Source organism: Pseudomonas sp. PVC-3-1 (genome assembly GCF_057444315.1).
In genome coordinates this window covers 3314166-3328283 of the sequence record NZ_CM172023.1, presented here as the reverse complement: position 1 = coordinate 3328283, position 14118 = coordinate 3314166, and the positions used below count along the sequence as shown (strand labels likewise).

Annotated in this window: 15 protein-coding genes and 1 other RNA gene; 6 read left to right on the top strand and 10 right to left on the bottom strand. The window is 62.4% G+C overall.

The annotated features are described in order from the left end of the window. Positions 1–57 precede the first annotated feature (57 nt). Together AC2T4A_RS15655 and AC2T4A_RS15650 are read left to right on the top strand one after the other, a co-directional pair. Positions 58–591 (top strand): OsmC family protein, encoded by a 534-nt coding sequence (locus AC2T4A_RS15655; RefSeq protein ID WP_486741134.1) that lies wholly within the window; start codon positions 58–60, stop codon positions 589–591. Then, positions 591–1565, top strand: coding sequence for an AraC family transcriptional regulator (locus tag AC2T4A_RS15650; RefSeq protein ID WP_416748408.1), 975 nt, complete (start codon positions 591–593; stop codon positions 1563–1565). Before AC2T4A_RS15655 ends, AC2T4A_RS15650 begins: the two co-directional genes overlap by 1 nt. Positions 1566–1661: 96 nt before the next feature. On the opposite strand, the gene AC2T4A_RS15645 is transcribed toward AC2T4A_RS15650, so the two are convergent. Both AC2T4A_RS15645 and ftrA read right to left on the bottom strand, forming a co-directional pair. Further along, positions 1662–2810, bottom strand: coding sequence for an acyl-CoA dehydrogenase family protein (locus tag AC2T4A_RS15645; RefSeq protein WP_486741133.1), 1149 nt, complete (start codon positions 2808–2810; stop codon positions 1662–1664). Between the two features lie 75 nt (positions 2811–2885). Continuing rightward, complete coding sequence (gene ftrA, locus AC2T4A_RS15640; RefSeq protein WP_416748412.1) at positions 2886–3854, bottom strand: transcriptional regulator FtrA; 969 nt, start codon at positions 3852–3854, stop codon at positions 2886–2888. A gap of 93 nt (positions 3855–3947) precedes the next feature. On the opposite strand from ftrA, the gene AC2T4A_RS15635 reads away from it, so the two are divergent. Both AC2T4A_RS15635 and AC2T4A_RS15630 read left to right on the top strand, forming a co-directional pair. Beyond that, the gene (locus AC2T4A_RS15635) at positions 3948–4391 is read left to right on the top strand and encodes a rhodanese-like domain-containing protein (protein ID WP_486741132.1); all 444 of its coding nucleotides are present in this window, start codon (positions 3948–3950) and stop codon (positions 4389–4391) included. After that, positions 4379–4858, top strand: a complete 480-nt coding sequence (locus AC2T4A_RS15630; RefSeq protein WP_478378071.1) for a GNAT family N-acetyltransferase — start codon at positions 4379–4381, stop codon at positions 4856–4858. Before AC2T4A_RS15635 ends, AC2T4A_RS15630 begins: the two co-directional genes overlap by 13 nt. Here AC2T4A_RS15630 and recR read toward each other — a convergent pair. The 3 genes from recR to dnaX all read right to left on the bottom strand — a co-directional run bounded on the left by recR (position 4855) and on the right by dnaX (position 8253). Continuing rightward, positions 4855–5454 carry a recombination mediator RecR gene (recR, locus tag AC2T4A_RS15625; RefSeq protein WP_478378070.1) on the bottom strand — a complete coding sequence of 200 codons (600 nt, stop codon included), beginning with the start codon at positions 5452–5454 and terminating at the stop codon, positions 4855–4857. The two genes, AC2T4A_RS15630 and recR, sit on opposite strands and share 4 nt — an antisense overlap. A gap of 128 nt (positions 5455–5582) precedes the next feature. Continuing rightward, positions 5583–5909 (bottom strand): YbaB/EbfC family nucleoid-associated protein, encoded by a 327-nt coding sequence (locus AC2T4A_RS15620; protein ID WP_017516839.1) that lies wholly within the window; start codon positions 5907–5909, stop codon positions 5583–5585. Positions 5910–6087: 178 nt separating this feature from the next. Continuing rightward, the gene (gene dnaX, locus AC2T4A_RS15615) at positions 6088–8253 is read right to left on the bottom strand and encodes a DNA polymerase III subunit gamma/tau (RefSeq protein ID WP_486741131.1); all 2166 of its coding nucleotides are present in this window, start codon (positions 8251–8253) and stop codon (positions 6088–6090) included. A 152-nt stretch (positions 8254–8405) separates the two neighbouring features. On the opposite strand from dnaX, the gene AC2T4A_RS15610 reads away from it, so the two are divergent. Further along, entirely contained in the window at positions 8406–9128 is a 723-nt protein-coding gene (locus AC2T4A_RS15610) for a substrate-binding periplasmic protein (RefSeq protein WP_486741130.1), read from the top strand. 694 nt (positions 9129–9822) lie between these two features. Here the strand turns inward: AC2T4A_RS15610 and AC2T4A_RS15605 are convergent. The 3 genes from AC2T4A_RS15605 to ffs all read right to left on the bottom strand — a co-directional run bounded on the left by AC2T4A_RS15605 (position 9823) and on the right by ffs (position 12750). After that, positions 9823–11856, bottom strand: coding sequence for an acyltransferase family protein (locus AC2T4A_RS15605; protein WP_486741129.1), 2034 nt, complete (start codon positions 11854–11856; stop codon positions 9823–9825). Between the two features lie 250 nt (positions 11857–12106). After that, positions 12107–12421 carry a hypothetical protein gene (locus AC2T4A_RS15600; protein WP_486741128.1) on the bottom strand — a complete coding sequence of 105 codons (315 nt, stop codon included), beginning with the start codon at positions 12419–12421 and terminating at the stop codon, positions 12107–12109. A gap of 232 nt (positions 12422–12653) precedes the next feature. Continuing rightward, an RNA gene (gene ffs, locus AC2T4A_RS15595) (signal recognition particle sRNA small type) lies at positions 12654–12750 on the bottom strand. 241 nt (positions 12751–12991) lie between these two features. On the opposite strand from ffs, the gene AC2T4A_RS15590 reads away from it, so the two are divergent. Then, a complete protein-coding gene (locus AC2T4A_RS15590; RefSeq protein WP_486741127.1) occupies positions 12992–13360 on the top strand; it encodes a hypothetical protein in 369 nt (122 codons plus the stop codon). Positions 13361–13366: 6 nt separating this feature from the next. Here AC2T4A_RS15590 and AC2T4A_RS15585 read toward each other — a convergent pair whose 3' ends face one another. Then, the gene (locus AC2T4A_RS15585) at positions 13367–13744 is read right to left on the bottom strand and encodes a hypothetical protein (protein ID WP_478379384.1); all 378 of its coding nucleotides are present in this window, start codon (positions 13742–13744) and stop codon (positions 13367–13369) included. Between the two features lie 67 nt (positions 13745–13811). After that, the gene (locus AC2T4A_RS15580) at positions 13812–14114 is read right to left on the bottom strand and encodes an HU family DNA-binding protein (RefSeq protein ID WP_486743686.1); all 303 of its coding nucleotides are present in this window, start codon (positions 14112–14114) and stop codon (positions 13812–13814) included. Between the last annotated feature and the right edge of the window lie 4 nt (positions 14115–14118).

Genomic DNA, 14118 nt, shown 5'->3' with positions numbered 1-14118 from the left:
ACGGCTGCGCTTTCGCGCCCAGACTTCGAGAAGAACCTCGCCCGGAGGGACCTTCCCATGAGTTCGGAGAACATCCTCGCCGCCCAGCAGCGTCTGGAACGTCTGGTACGCCAGCGGCCTGGCGTGGCGCTGGTGCAGGAGACGCCCGCCATCGCGCAGTGGGAAGGCGCGGGCAAGACCAATACCCGGCACCCGGACGGCAATGTCATCCACACCGACCTGCCCCGAGAGCTCGGAGGCGATGGCGAGCGGGTCAGCCCCGGCTGGCTGCTGCGCGCCGCCATGGCCTCTTGCGCGGTCACGCGCATCGCCATGCTGGCCAACGAGAGAGGCATCGCGCTGCAGAATCTGGAGGCCGAGGTGGACTCCGTCACCGACGTGCATGGGCTGCTGGGGCTCAGCCGGGAAGACGGCCAGGCCGCCTCGCCCGGTCCGGCGCAGGCCCATCTGCAAGTACGCATTGCGGCGGCAGGTGTGCCGCCAGAACACCTGCGCGAACTGGTCGCCGAGGCCACCCGGCTGTCGCCAATGGTCGCAGCCTTCCGCGACGCCGTACCGGTCCGGCTGGACATCGATACCGGGTCGGCCTGATGGACGCGCTTTCCGAAACCCTGCGGGTCGTGCGGCTGGTCGGCGCGATCTTCATCAACGCGCGCTTCACCGCGCCTTGGTGCTATCAGTCGCCGCGTGCGGATTCGGTGGTCAACCTGCTGGAGCCCGGCGCCGAACAGGTGGTGATCTTCCATCTGATCACCGAGGGCGAGTGCTTCGTCGAGATGGGCAAGGCGGAGCCGGTGCGGCTGGTGGCAGGTGACGCGGTGATATTCCCCCAGGGCCACGCCCATCGCATGGCCTCGCAACCGGGCGTCCCGCCGGCCACAGGGGCGCGACTGGACGCGGTGCTGGCCCGGCGGCCCCGCCAATTGGCCTATGGCGGCGGAGGTGCGACGACAAGGCTGGTGTGTGGCTACCTCGCCTGCGACGCACGACTGGCAAGGCTGCTGCTCGCGGGGCTGCCAGCGCTGGTGAAGGTCAACGTACGCGGATCAGCGGCGGGCGCCTGGCTGGAATCCTCGGTGCGCTATGCACTGGCCGAGGCACGCTCCCCTCGCCCGGGCGGCGCCGGCGTGCTGGCCAAGCTGGCGGAAGTGCTGTTCATCGAAGTGCTGCGCCTGTACATGGAGGAACAGGGTGAAGGTCACAGCGGCTGGCTGGCCGGGCTGCATGACCGCATCGTCGGCAGCGCGCTGGGCGCCCTGCACAAGGCGCCGGCGCACCCCTGGAGCCTGGAGGAGCTGGCCCGTAGCGCGGGGACTTCGCGCTCGGTACTGGCCGAGCGCTTCCAGGGCCTGGTGGGCTGCCCGCCCATGCAGTACCTCACCCAATGGCGCATGCTGCTGGCGGCCAACCTGCTGCGCGGCAGCAATGCCCCACTGGCGCGGATTGCCGAAGACGTCGGCTACCAGACAGACACCGCCTTCAGCCGCGCCTTTCGTCGTGAATACGGCTGCCCACCGGCGGCGTGGCGTCGCAGCCAATCCACCGTCGCACGCCCTTCCTTGTAGGCGCGAGCGTGCTCGCGAACGGTTTTCCGGCAAACCAACGCCAGACGGGTTCGCGAGCAAGCTCGCTCCTACAGAAAAGCCCTCCGGACAGCGCTCCTACAACCCCATCTGCTTGGCGATGATCTCGTTCATGATCTCCCGCGTACCGCCGCCGATGGAGAGGATGCGGTTGTCGCGGTACAGCCGCTCCACCAGGCTCTCGCGCATGTAGCCCATGCCGCCCAGCACCTGCACCGCGTCGTAGGTCACCCGGTCGGCCACGTCCGTGGCGAAGTTCTTGGCCATGGAGATTTCCTTGATCACGCTTTTGCCGGCAGCCATCTTCGCCGCCTGACGGTAGGTGAACTCGCGGGACACTTCGACTTGCGTGGCCATCTCCGCCAGCCGGTGCTTGAGCACCTGGAACTTGCCGACCGGCTTGCCGAACGCCTCGCGCTCGCGGCTCCAGGCCAGCGCCTCGTCCAGCGCCAGCTGCGCGGTCATGTTGGCCATGATCGCCAGCGCCAGGCGCTCGCTCTGGAAGTTCGCCATGATGCAGGCGAACCCCATGTTCTCTGCGCCAATGAGATTCTCCACCGGCACCTTGCAGTCGTCGAAGAACAGTTCGGCGGTATCCGATGCCCACCAGCCCATCTTCTTCAGCTTGCGGCTGACCGTGAAGCCGGGCGTACCCTTCTCCACCAGCAACAGGCTGACGCCGCCAAAGCCATCGCCGCCAGTGCGCACGGCCACGGTGTAGTAGTCGGCACGCACGCCGCTGGTGATGAAGGTCTTGCTGCCGCTTACACGGTAGTGGTCACCGTCGCGCACGGCGCGGGTCTTCAGGCTGGCGACATCGGAGCCGCCGGACGGCTCGGTGACCGCCAGCGCCATGATCTTCTCGCCGGCCAGCACCTGCGGCGCGATACGCTCGCGCAGTTCCGGGCGGCCCCACTTGATCAGCGGCGGCAGGCCGATATCCAGCGAGCCCAGGCCCGCCACAAGACCGCCGGAACCGCAGCGCATCAGTTCTTCGCTGGCCGCCACCTTGGCGAACAGGTCGCCCTCGTGGCTGCCACCGAGCGCTTCCGGATAGCCGATACCGAGGATGCCGGCCTCGCCCGCCTTGCGGTAAAGCTCGCGGGGAAACTCCTCGGCCTCTTCCCAGTCGGCGACGTGGGGCAGGATTTCCCGTTCGACGAAGCGCCGCACGCTGTCGCGGACCAGGCGGTGGCTGTCATCGAAGTATTCGCTGAACACGGACATGGCAAGGCTCCAGACGGTTTGCCTGAAACTTACCGAGCGCTTGCTTGGTTTTCAAGGCGAGACACCCGCCATCGACTAGGACAGATGCGCCGCGCCGAACCGCTCGCGGTAGGCCGAAGGCGCCACACCCGCCGCCCCTCGGAAGGCATTACGAAAGCTTTCAACGGTACCAAAGCCGCATTGCTCAGCTATCCGCTCGACGCTATCGGCGCTGCTTTCCAGTAATTCGCGGGCGCGCAGCATGCGCTCGTGCTGCAACCAGGCCTTGGGCGTCATCCCCGTCGCCTCGCTGAAACGGCGCAGGAAGGTGCGCTCGCTCATGGCCACGCGGCTCGCCAGTTCACCGACGGCAATCGACCGGTGCAGCCGTTGCCGGGCCCAGTCCAGCAGCCCCGCGAGATCATGCCTGGGCGCCTGCGCCACCGGCGCGGGGATGAACTGCGCCTGGCCACCGCCGCGCTGCGGCGACATCACCAGGCGCCGCGCCACGGTATTGGCCACCTGCGCGCCGAAGTCACGCGTCACCAGGTGCAGGCAGGCGTCGATACCCGCGGCGCTGCCGGCCGAAGTGATCACCTGCCCGGCATCCACGTACAGCACCTGGGCATCGACTTCGATGGCCGGGAAGCGCGTTGCCAGCTCCTCGGCGTAGCGCCAGTGCGTGGTCGCGCGCTGGCCATCCAGCAATCCCGTGGCGGCGAGGACGAACACCCCGGAGCAGATCGACAGCAGCCGCGCTCCTTCGTCGTGGGCCTTGCGCAGCGCCTGCACCAGCTCGGCGGAGGGCGCCTCGGCACGATCACGCCAGCCCGGCACGATGAGAGTACCCGCCGTGTCGAGTGACTCCAGCCCACCGTCGGCCAGCACACGGATGCCACCCAGTGCCCGCATCGGTCCGTCGTCCACGGCAACGACCCGGTGGCTGTACCAGGGGAATTCGAACTCCGGACGCGGCAGGCCGAAGATCTCCACGGCGATGCCGAATTCGAAGGTGCACAGGCCGTCGTAGGCGAGAACGGCAACTTCCAGGGGATTGCGCGGCATTTGGCGGAAAACTTCCGATCACTGTCCAGGCCGCCACTGTAGCCGGCTTTCGCCTCGCCTTAAAGTGGCCCTGTCTTCCACAGGAGCCCCACCATGCCCAGCCTCGTCAGCCAGTTCCCCGCCGCCCTGCCCGCCGACGCCCTCGCGCACTTCAGCCATCGCCTGGCTTTCGAGACCGACTGTTCGGACGTGAACGACGCCCTGCAGAACGGCGAACAGGATTTCGTCCTGCTTGATGTGCGAAACGCAGCCGCCTTCGCCCGCAGCCACGTGCCCGGCGCGCTGAACCTGCCGACACGGGAGATCGACGCGCGGCGCATGGCGCAGTTCGCACCGGGCACCCTGTTCGTCGTCTACTGCGCCGGCCCGCACTGCAACGGCGTGCACCGCGCAGCCGCGAAGCTCGCGGCGCTGGGTTTGCCGGTGAAGGAGATGATCGGCGGGGTGACCGGCTGGCTGGATGAGGGCCTGGCGCTGGTCAGTGCCGAGGGCCACGAGCAACGCAGCCAGACAGAAGGCGTCTCGTGCGCCTGCTGAGCATTCGCGAGGCACGGCCGGACGATGTTCCAGCCGTGCTCGAGTTGATGCGCGCGCTGGCGGAATTCGAAGGTTATCTCGACGACTTCGTGGTGGACGCCGACGCCCTGCTCACACGCGCCTTCGGGCCGGCGGCGCAGTGCCAGGTGTTCGTCGCCGAGACCGACGCGATCTGCGGTTACGCCGTCGTCCAGAGCCTTGCCTTCACCTTCGATCTACGCCCGAGCGTTCGACTCAAGGAGCTATATGTCGTCCAGGGACAGCGCGGCGGGGGCGTAGGCGGGCAATTGATGCGGCGCATTGCCCAATGGGCGCTGGAACAAGGCGCGGGCCGCGTGCTTTGGGATGTGTTGGCCGGCAATGACGCGGCAGAACGCTTTTATTCGAACCTGGGCGGCCGGCGAGAAAGCCAGTGGATTGCCTACCGGATGGATGATCGCGAGCTGCTGCGCCTTGCCGGCGGTTAGCTGCTGATCGGTCGACGCCCCGCCAGGGCGTGAGCCAGCGTACCGCCGTCGACCAGTTCCAGCTCGCCACCCAGCGGTACGCCGTGGGCGATGCGCGACAGCACCAGATCGCCGCCGCCGAGCAGTTGGGCGATGTAGTGGGCAGTCGCCTCACCCTCCACCGTGGGGTTGGTGGCGAGGATGATCTCGCTGAAGTTGCCGGCCTTGATCCGTGCTTCCAGCTCGGGAATACCAATAGCTTCCGGGCCGAGGCCATCCAACGGCGACAGGTGCCCCTTGAGCACGAAGTAGCGGCCGCGGTAGCCGGTCTGCTCGACGGCGAACACGTCCAGCGGGCCCTCCACCACGCACAACAGGCTGTCGTCACGGCGCGGGTCGGTGCACTGCGGGCAGTACTCGTCCTCGGACAGGGTGCGGCACTGCTTGCAATGACCGACGCCCTCCATCGCCTGGGTCAGCGCCTGGGCCAGGCGCAAGCCGCCGCTGCGGTCCCGCTCCAACAGCTGCAGCGCCATACGCTGGGCACTCTTCTGCCCTACTCCGGGCAGGGTGCGCAGGGCATCGATCAATTGGCGGATCAGCGGCGTGAAGCTCATGGGGCGGTCTCAAGTTTTGGGAGGGTCAGAACGACTGTAGGAGCGAGCGTGCTCGCGAACCCTGCCCAGCCGCGAGGGCCGGTAGAGCGTTCGCGAGCAAGCTCGCTCCTACAGGGGAAGAGCCTGGATCAGAACGGCATCTTGAAGCCGGGCGGAAGCTGCATGCCGGCGGTCATGCCGGACATCTTCTCCTGGTTGTTCTGCTCGATCTTGCGCACGGCGTCGTTCACCGCGGCAGCGATCAGGTCTTCGAGGATTTCCTTGTCTTCCTGCATCAGGCTGTCATCCAGGGAGACGCGCTTGACGTCGTGGCGACCGGTCATCACCACGCTCACCAGGCCGGCGCCGGATTGACCGGTCACTTCGGCGTTGGCCAGCTCTTCCTGCATCTTCTGCATCTTTTCCTGCATCTGCTGGGCCTGCTTCATCAGGCCGGCCATGCCACCTTTCATCATGTCGAGTTCCTCGATTCGTTCAGTCGTGGAGAAAGTCAGAGCCTGTTCGCGGCCTCGCGAGCTAGAACAGAACTAGGCGAAAGCGAGCGAGGGAGCGGAGTTTACACCCAGTAAATGAGCATCCCTCGCTTGCTTTCAACGACGTTCTGCCGACGCGCAGCAGGTCGCGGGCTGGCTCTCAGGCCTTCGCCTCCAGGGGTTCAATGGTACCGTCGCGGACAACCGCGGCGAACTGTTGCTTCATCTGTAGCACATAGGGGTCGGCGGCAATCGATGCCTCGGCCTGACGCTGACGCTCGGCGCGCTTGCGTGCGGCGGCCTGGGCCGGGGTTTCCTGCTCGGGCTTCTGCTGGGTGACCTGCAGGGTCAGGGTGCGCCCATGGAACTGGTTCAGCGCATCGTTCAGGCGACGCTGCTGGGTCGCGTTGAATAGCGCGCTCTGGCCCGGGTCCAGGTGCAGGTGCCAGTTGTCGCCATCCACCGCCACCAGCGTGCAGTTGGCACCGATGCTGGCAGTCAGGCCGGCCAGGCCCAGGCGCGGGAACAGGTCGAGCCACTCGGCGGCAAGGCCGGTCGCGGGCATGGCAGCGGGCTCGGGTTCCGGTTCGGCCTGCTCCTGCGGCGCCTCGTTCTCGAGATAGCCGTAGGACTCCATGTCGACTTCGTAGTAGTCCTCGGCCGGCGGCGGCTCGTCGTCGCGATCGTCGTCCTCGGCCAGGGTTGCGGCCACGACCGGGGCCGGTACTTCCACCGGTGCCGGGGCAGCAGCTTGCGCAGGAACGGCCTCTACCGCTGCAGGTGCAGCAGGCGCGACCGGTGCGGGAGTGGCGGCAGCCGGTGCAGAGGGTTCGTCCCATGGCAGATCCACAGGCGCTTCGGCAACCGGCGGCTGCGGCTCGACGGCCGGCGCGACAGGCTCTGCGGCGACGACCACTTCCGGCTGCACCTCAACCGGCGCGGGAGCGGCCTCGACCACCGGCGCAGGAGCCACGACAGGCACAGCCTCCACGACCGGAGCGGGAGCGGGAGCTGGGGCTGGGGCTGGGGCTGGGGCCACCTGAGGCTGCGGCGCAACAGCGGCCGGCGCAACCTCGGCGGCCGGAGCTACAGGAGCGACCGGCGCAGGCGCACTGGGCGATGGAGCAATGGATGCAACCGGCGCTGCAACGGCAGCGCCGGCCACTGGGTTCGGGTTGGAATCAGCCGTGGCCTTGCTGATCCCCAGGTCCTTTAGTGGTGACCTGGGCGCGCCGTCGGCATCGGCAGGACGAAATGCCAGCATGCGCAGCAGCACCATCTCGAAGCCGCCACGGGGATCGGGCGCCAGCGGCAGGTCGCGACGGCCGATCAGGCCCATCTGGTAGTAGAACTGCACGTCTTCGGCCGGCAGCGCCTGGGCCAATGCCAGCACGCGGTCGCGGTCACCCTGGCCGTTGTCCACCGCCTCGGGCAGCGCCTGGGCAATGGCCACGCGGTGCAGCACATTGAGCATTTCGGCCAGCACGCCACCCCAGTCCGGGCCTTGCTCGGCCAGGTGGCGGACGGCTTCCAGCAGTGCCCGGGCATCGCCTTCGAGCAGTGCATGGAGCACGCCGTAGACCTGACCGTGATCCAGGGTACCGAGCATGGCACGCACGTCGGCGGCCAGCACCTTGCCTTCGCCGAAGGCAATGGCCTGGTCGGTGAGACTCATGGCGTCACGCATGGAGCCATCGGCCGCTCGGCCGAGCAGCCACAGCGCATCACCCTCGAATGGCACGTTCTCGGCGCCCAGGACGTGGGTCAGGTGCTCCACCACGCGCTCCGGCGGCATGTTCTTCAGGGAGAACTGCAGGCAGCGCGAGAGAATGGTCACCGGCAGCTTCTGCGGATCGGTAGTCGCCAGCAGGAACTTCACGTGGGGCGGTGGCTCCTCCAGGGTCTTCAACAGGGCGTTGAAGCTGTGGCTGGAGAGCATGTGCACTTCGTCGATCAGGTAGACCTTGTAGCGCCCGCGGGTCGGCGAGTACTGCACGTTGTCGAGCAGCTCTCGGGTGTCCTCGACCTTGGTGCGGCTGGCGGCGTCCACTTCGATGAGGTCGACAAAGCGGCCTTCATCGATCTCGCGGCACACCGAGCACTGACCGCAGGGAGTCGAGCTGACGCCGGTCTCGCAGTTCAGGCACTTGGCCAGGATGCGCGCAATGGTGGTCTTGCCCACGCCACGGGTACCGGTGAACAGGTAGGCGTGGTGCAGGCGCTGGTTGTCCAGCGCGTTGATCAGGGCCTTGAGCACATGGGTCTGGCCGACCATTTCGCGGAACGAGCGCGGACGCCATTTGCGGGCAAGAACCTGATAACTCATTGAAATCCATCGCGACAGGTGAGCAGAAGTGCGCTAATCCTAGCGAAGCGGACCGTAAATTGCACCCGATGTCCGCACCGGTCGTTGTCGCATCTTGGCAAGGGCCGGGCTACACGGCATTGTGTTGTCGTTCTGCCATCAACGGAGCCTTGATGCGCTTCCTTGCCACCGCCCTGCTGCTGACCGCCACCTTCGCCCAGGCCGACGACCGTCCCCTGCGCTTCTCAGTGGTCGACAGCTGGGCGATGCCCCTGGCGCAGATCGAGAATGGCGAACTGACCGGCGGCATCATGTTCGAGCTGTTCAACGAGGCGGCGCGCGAGTTGGGCCGCCCTGCTGCCTTCCACATCGTGCCACGTGCGCGCATCGAACAGGCCCTGCTCAGCCACAGCGTGGACGTGCGCTGCTACGTGTCGCGCACCTGGATCGAGCACGAATTCAACGACTACCGCTGGACCGCGCCACTGATGGTGCAGCGCGACCTGCTGGTAGTCCGCGACGCTCCGGCCGACAGGCTGGAAACCCTGCCCAGCCAGTCCGTCGGTACCGTGCTGGGTTATCACTACCCACGTCTGCAGCCGCTACTGGACAGCCACTGGCTGACCCGCGACGACGCACGCAATCAGGAACTGGTGCTGAAGAAACTGCGCATCGGCCGCTATCAGTACGCGATCAGCAGCGAGTTCGCGCTGAACTGGTTCAACCGTGATTTGCCGGAGGCGGAGCGTCTGAGAATCGCCAGCGTGATCGAGGAGACACCGCTGTCGTGCATGGTGCTGGATGCGCCAGACGTCCGCGCCGACGAGGTGCTCTCGGTGCTGGCGAAAATCAAGGCGTCGGGAAAGATCGAGCAGATCCTGGATCACTATCGCTGAGGCGATACGCGTATCGACAGGAGGGGCGGCAGATTTTCCTGCCCCCGAAATGGAGGCGGCCCCGCCAGCCACACCCCGGCACACGATGTCCCCGCCTTGGCTGCCTCCTTCCGGACCTGACCAGGGTGCACTCAAGCGTGCTCGCAGTTCGGCTGAAAGCCTCGCTGCGTCTGGGGTAATCGGGTTTCAACGGGATTTCCTTCCATCTTGTTTCAGGCGATATCCGCGCTTGTAGCACGACCAAAAATCTGAGGTGTGGCTAGCAGTATTCCACTCTGCTGTACCACTCATGACTGAAGTAGCCTAATGATTCTAGGCACTCCGATAGGGCGATAAGCTTCGCCCACAGCAGAGCTTCTTTGAGCTTCGACCTCTGGCCAATATCGGTCCGTCATGACCGGCAGGAAGTGGGAACAACCGGACTGTCAGCCTCTTCAGGTTGCAGTCATCCAAAGAGCCACTCCATTCTGAAAGCTGCCGGAACAGCGATTCCGACTCATCGGCCACAACGACCATGGGGTGCGTCGCCGCGAATAAGCGCAATGAGCAGGTCAGTTGTCGTAGCCCAGACATACTAGCCGAATGCCATCTCCGCCCTTCAGGTTGCTACCTCAGCCAGCCACATCCGATCAATCGCCAACAAAAAGTGCTTTTTAACATCAGTTTTCTCTCGCCAAAGGAGCACCTACATTCTCTACTGCACTGTTACATCTATGAAGTCCGCTTTCCGCCGCACATATGTCGGCCTTAAGTGAGCGCCATCTTTGTATATTGGTTCGCCTTCGGCGTCGACTGCAAAACAAATAACTCCGCACAAAGAGTCCATTGGACTGATGACAGTAGCTCCAGCATTCACAGCCACTTGTGTAAGATCAGTGCGGATTTTCCCATACGTATTTTCCAGCTCAACTCTAGGTATTCCTCCGCTCCGGATGGACAAAACTCTTGGAAATTCTTTTATATCACGCTTAGCCATGTACTTGGGGTCAAGTGCATTACCTGTCGGGATGTTAAGCACAAGAAATACACGCTTGTTCAATGCTCGAAACTCCCCAATGTAATTTCCTAATTTAACCATGGCATCAGCGTACTCTGCGCTACCAACCCCGTATTTCTTTGTCATGCCGGCGCCATGCCCAAGATAGTGATGCCAAAGCGATCCAATAACAACGGTATCAACTTCTGGCTTTTCCTTTGCAATTCTTAGGGCATCTTGCGTCACCGTCGAGCAGTACTTATTTTCATAAGGCTGTTCCGGAATGGTGAGGCATCCATGTGCAGTCTTAAAAATAATCCCATTGGTATTTTTCGGGTCGTTTTCGACCAAGACTTCTGTGCGAGGGAAATATTGCTCAATATTCGAGTCACCGACAAAGAGCGTAACTTTCTGTCGGCCCGACTGAATAAAATAATAATCCAATTCGCCATTACGGGCAATAGGAACGAGTTTTCCAGGAAACTCCCATTCGCCAGCTGCTTTTGTAATCTTAATAAATTCCTTTGCTCTAAACTCAAGGCCACCTCTCTGATGAGTGTTGTAGCCAACGTAGCCCACCACCACCAAGGCCACGGTCAAAGCAGCGGTTTTGATCCAAGTTTTTTTGCCAAATCGGATCGGCTTTTCGATCAAACGATAAGTCAACCACGCCAACACAAAACTTAGCGCCACCGCACCTATCCGAATTTCGCGCGATGGAATCTCAGATTCGATTATTCGGGCAAATGAGAGGAGCGGCCAGTGCCAAAGGTAAAGCGGATAGCTGATCAAACCAACAGATACCATCAGCTTGTTGGCCAGAATGACCCTATTGCCCCACGCCTCTGGGCCGGCAAGTATCAGGAGAAACGTTCCCGACACAGGCAGTAGCGCCCACCATCCCGGAAACGGTTCGCTCTTGTTGATGAAAAACACTGCGGCAACAAGGAGTAGTAGGCCCACAACCGAAAGAGTGCTGTTGAGCACCTCCCCACGCCGAGCTGATTCGGGGGGGTGACGAAACAGGACGGGATGAAACGTCCAGCGCTGCACCCACGCTGAAAAATTCGCTCTCTTGAAAAATTGCAGGTAGGCCAAGACTGACCCTGCCAGCAACTCCCAGCCGCGCGTTTGCGGCATAAAGAAGGCCTTTGTCGGGCTCTCCGTGACACCGGCAATATTCAATCCGAAGGAAATCAGACCTAACAAAAGAACCACTGTCAGGACATTGAGACCGATACGCCACACGACAAAGATCAATACCGGAAAGATCAGGTAGAACTGCTCCTCGACAGCCAGCGACCACAGGTGTAGTAACGGCTTCAGTTCGGCCGCTGTATCAAAATACCCCACCTCTTGCCAGAGGATGAGGTTCTGGATAAAGCCCGCACCTGCGGCCATGTGTTTGCCCAGTTGCTTGAATTCATCGGGCAACAAGGAAAACCAACCAAAGGCATAACATGTCAACAGCACAATGATTAGAGCCGGGAAAATACGTTTAATCCGATGGGCATAGAACCCAGCAAAATCAAAATCGCCGCGCTGCAAGCCTCTGAAAATAATGGTGGAGATCAGAAAGCCGGAAATGACAAAAAAGATATCGACGCCAACGAATCCGCCCGGCAACCTAAACGGAAATGCATGAAAGATAACAACCGAGAGGATCGCCACAGCACGTAAGCCGTCTATATCGGGACGATAGACGGGATGGGCGTTATGTTTGTCGGATTGTGCTGCAGCAGAATGGCTCATATGGATACAGAATGGCTCACGCGAGATATTGATTGAACGAAAAGACAGATGTTACCCAAATCGAATCTGAGCTATAAATAAAACCGTGTAACTACCGGCACTTTTCTATGCATGACAGGCTTTGGAGAACAGGCATGGCAAACGAATTATTTCTCAACATCGACCCGAAGCTAATTGATTAAGTGACCAGGCAGATCAAGACCGAGCACGATTTAGGTGGGCTTCTTGTACTCAAGGGTCAAACGCCCCTCTAGCTCTGAAAACTCAGGAAGCTTTCGGTAGTCTTAGACGTATTCAGCACCTCGCTTAGTGGGCACTGTCCTGATGATCCGCAGCGAGTCGTATACCCCGTAAAGAGCCATTTCTTCGTTTCCGGCATCTCAACCAAGCCGATCACGTGGTCACAGTCGAAATTTCTTCGGGCCTGCCATGACTGCCACTCATCAAACCGCCCCGCCAGATAGACATCCATAGGGTGATCAATGCCGTTGTGCTGAGCTAAATAGACCTTTGCAGTCGCAGGGTTGATGGATGGGAGAATGCTTTTGAGGAGAGAGAGCAGCATGGGCCGGTAAATCCTTGTACCGAATGCGGGGATTTGCACCAGTATAAAGAATTGAGCCATTTGCCATCAATCACCGCCATCCAGTCTCAGACACGGAGACATGGCGATGCTACGAAGGGATGAATAGAATCCCAGCGCGGTGCACCACAGAGGTGTACCAAAGCGCTGTCACACCCAGAGATTTTCAGAAGGGAAAGTCCTTTAGAATTAAGGACTTAGGAAATGGAGGCGGCCCCGCCAGCCACACCCCGGCACACAATGTCCCCGCCTTGGCTGCTTCCTTCCGGACCTGACCAGGTAAGCGAGTAATCGTTGCGGGGGGACCGACAGGGCCACCATCGCGAGACTCGCCAGATCGGCGAGCCGCGCCATTGTAGCGGCTTGCGCGCAAGTTACAAGTACTTCAAGCACTTAGCGCAGCCCTTCAGGCAATTCCTGACCTCCATCACGAATTGGAGAAACCATTAAAGGAATCGCCCTACAAATGATTAAGAAAATTCGAGTTGCGCCGACGCTTAGGGAAGAGCCCGCCGATCAATGGCGGACCACGACCGAGCGAGGAATGCCGACATGCCAATTGCCCTGCGATCCACCACCCTCATTGCCCTGTTCTTCTCCGCCCCGCTAATGGCCTATGACGGCATCATTCGCTTCAGCGGCGCCGTAGTCGAGCCGACGTGCCAGGTAGGCCTGAGCGACATCACCGCCCGTAGCGCGCGGGTGAATCTGAGTGACTGCAACCAGGCGATGACGATGATGCTGAACGAGCCGCGCGGCTCACTGCCGAGCGTGAGCTACCGCCTGACCGATGTGCAGGGAAAATCGCTGGGGCAGGCAATCGCCGCCAATGGTGGCGTCGACAGCATCATCCACGACATCGCCAAGGGTGGCGTCGCCGCGGACAAGCGCAATGTGGTGCTGGTGGCCGAATACCTGTAAGGGGCGTTACTGCCCCTGCAGCAGCCCCTCGGGCCGAGGCTGGGTGGAGACTTCCAGGTTCGGCCCGATGAACAGGTCCATCTTGCTGTAGCCCGGACGGGTGCTGAAGGTGGAATAGCGCTCCGCGCCCTGATGGAACTGGAAGGCCACGCGGTACTCATCCGAACGCAGCAGGCGCAGCGGGAAGGCACGCGCCTCGCCCGGCTTGATCTCGCCCGCGAGGGTTTCCTCGCCGTTTTCCTTGAAGCTATAACTCACCGCCGGCCCGCCCACTCCTTCGTAGTGAAGGACGATCTGCGGACGCTCGGTCCAGGCCACGTAGGCCCCGAACAGCAGCACCAGCGCCCCAACGCCGAGCAGGCGCTGCTTTCTTGCCTTGTCCATCTCGCTCTCCGTCAGCGGATGGCTCGCCCCGTCCTGCGCCATGCATGGGCCGGGACGAGCCTGCCGGTCAGTTCAGGCTGTCGACCAGAGCCTTGGCGGGCACCAGGCGTACCGCCTTTTTCGCGGCGATCTCGATGGTCTTGCCGGTCTGCGGGTTGCGGCCGGTGCGCGCAGCGCGCTCGCTGACCTTGAGCTTGCCGATACCCGGCAGGGTCAGTTCGCCGTCGTTCTCCAGGGCGTCCTGGGCGATCTGCGCCAACTGGTCGAATACACCGCGTACGGCGGTCTGGGTCAGGTCGAGGGATTCGGCGATATCGCGAACCAGTTGGTCCTTGGTCATGGGCATGGAGTGACTCCTTGATGCGTTGATCTTG

Excerpts from the sequence above, each read along its gene's own strand:
- AC2T4A_RS15635 (WP_486741132.1), top strand. The coding sequence starts at position 3,948 with ATGCCCAGCCTCGTCAGCCAGTTCCCCGCCGCCCTGCCCGCCGACGCC.
- AC2T4A_RS15655 (WP_486741134.1), top strand. The coding sequence starts at position 58 with ATGAGTTCGGAGAACATCCTCGCCGCCCAGCAGCGTCTGGAACGTCTG.
- AC2T4A_RS15620 (WP_017516839.1), bottom strand. The coding sequence starts at position 5,909 with ATGATGAAAGGTGGCATGGCCGGCCTGATGAAGCAGGCCCAGCAGATG.
- dnaX (WP_486741131.1), bottom strand. The coding sequence starts at position 8,253 with ATGAGTTATCAGGTTCTTGCCCGCAAATGGCGTCCGCGCTCGTTCCGC.
- AC2T4A_RS15650 (WP_416748408.1), top strand. The coding sequence starts at position 591 with ATGGACGCGCTTTCCGAAACCCTGCGGGTCGTGCGGCTGGTCGGCGCG.
- recR (WP_478378070.1), bottom strand. The coding sequence starts at position 5,454 with ATGAGCTTCACGCCGCTGATCCGCCAATTGATCGATGCCCTGCGCACC.
- AC2T4A_RS15645 (WP_486741133.1), bottom strand. The coding sequence starts at position 2,810 with ATGTCCGTGTTCAGCGAATACTTCGATGACAGCCACCGCCTGGTCCGC.
- AC2T4A_RS15605 (WP_486741129.1), bottom strand. The coding sequence starts at position 11,856 with ATGAGCCATTCTGCTGCAGCACAATCCGACAAACATAACGCCCATCCC.
- AC2T4A_RS15585 (WP_478379384.1), bottom strand. The coding sequence starts at position 13,744 with ATGGACAAGGCAAGAAAGCAGCGCCTGCTCGGCGTTGGGGCGCTGGTG.
- AC2T4A_RS15590 (WP_486741127.1), top strand. The coding sequence starts at position 12,992 with ATGCCAATTGCCCTGCGATCCACCACCCTCATTGCCCTGTTCTTCTCC.
- AC2T4A_RS15610 (WP_486741130.1), top strand. The coding sequence starts at position 8,406 with ATGCGCTTCCTTGCCACCGCCCTGCTGCTGACCGCCACCTTCGCCCAG.
- ftrA (WP_416748412.1), bottom strand. The coding sequence starts at position 3,854 with ATGCCGCGCAATCCCCTGGAAGTTGCCGTTCTCGCCTACGACGGCCTG.
- AC2T4A_RS15600 (WP_486741128.1), bottom strand. The coding sequence starts at position 12,421 with ATGCTGCTCTCTCTCCTCAAAAGCATTCTCCCATCCATCAACCCTGCG.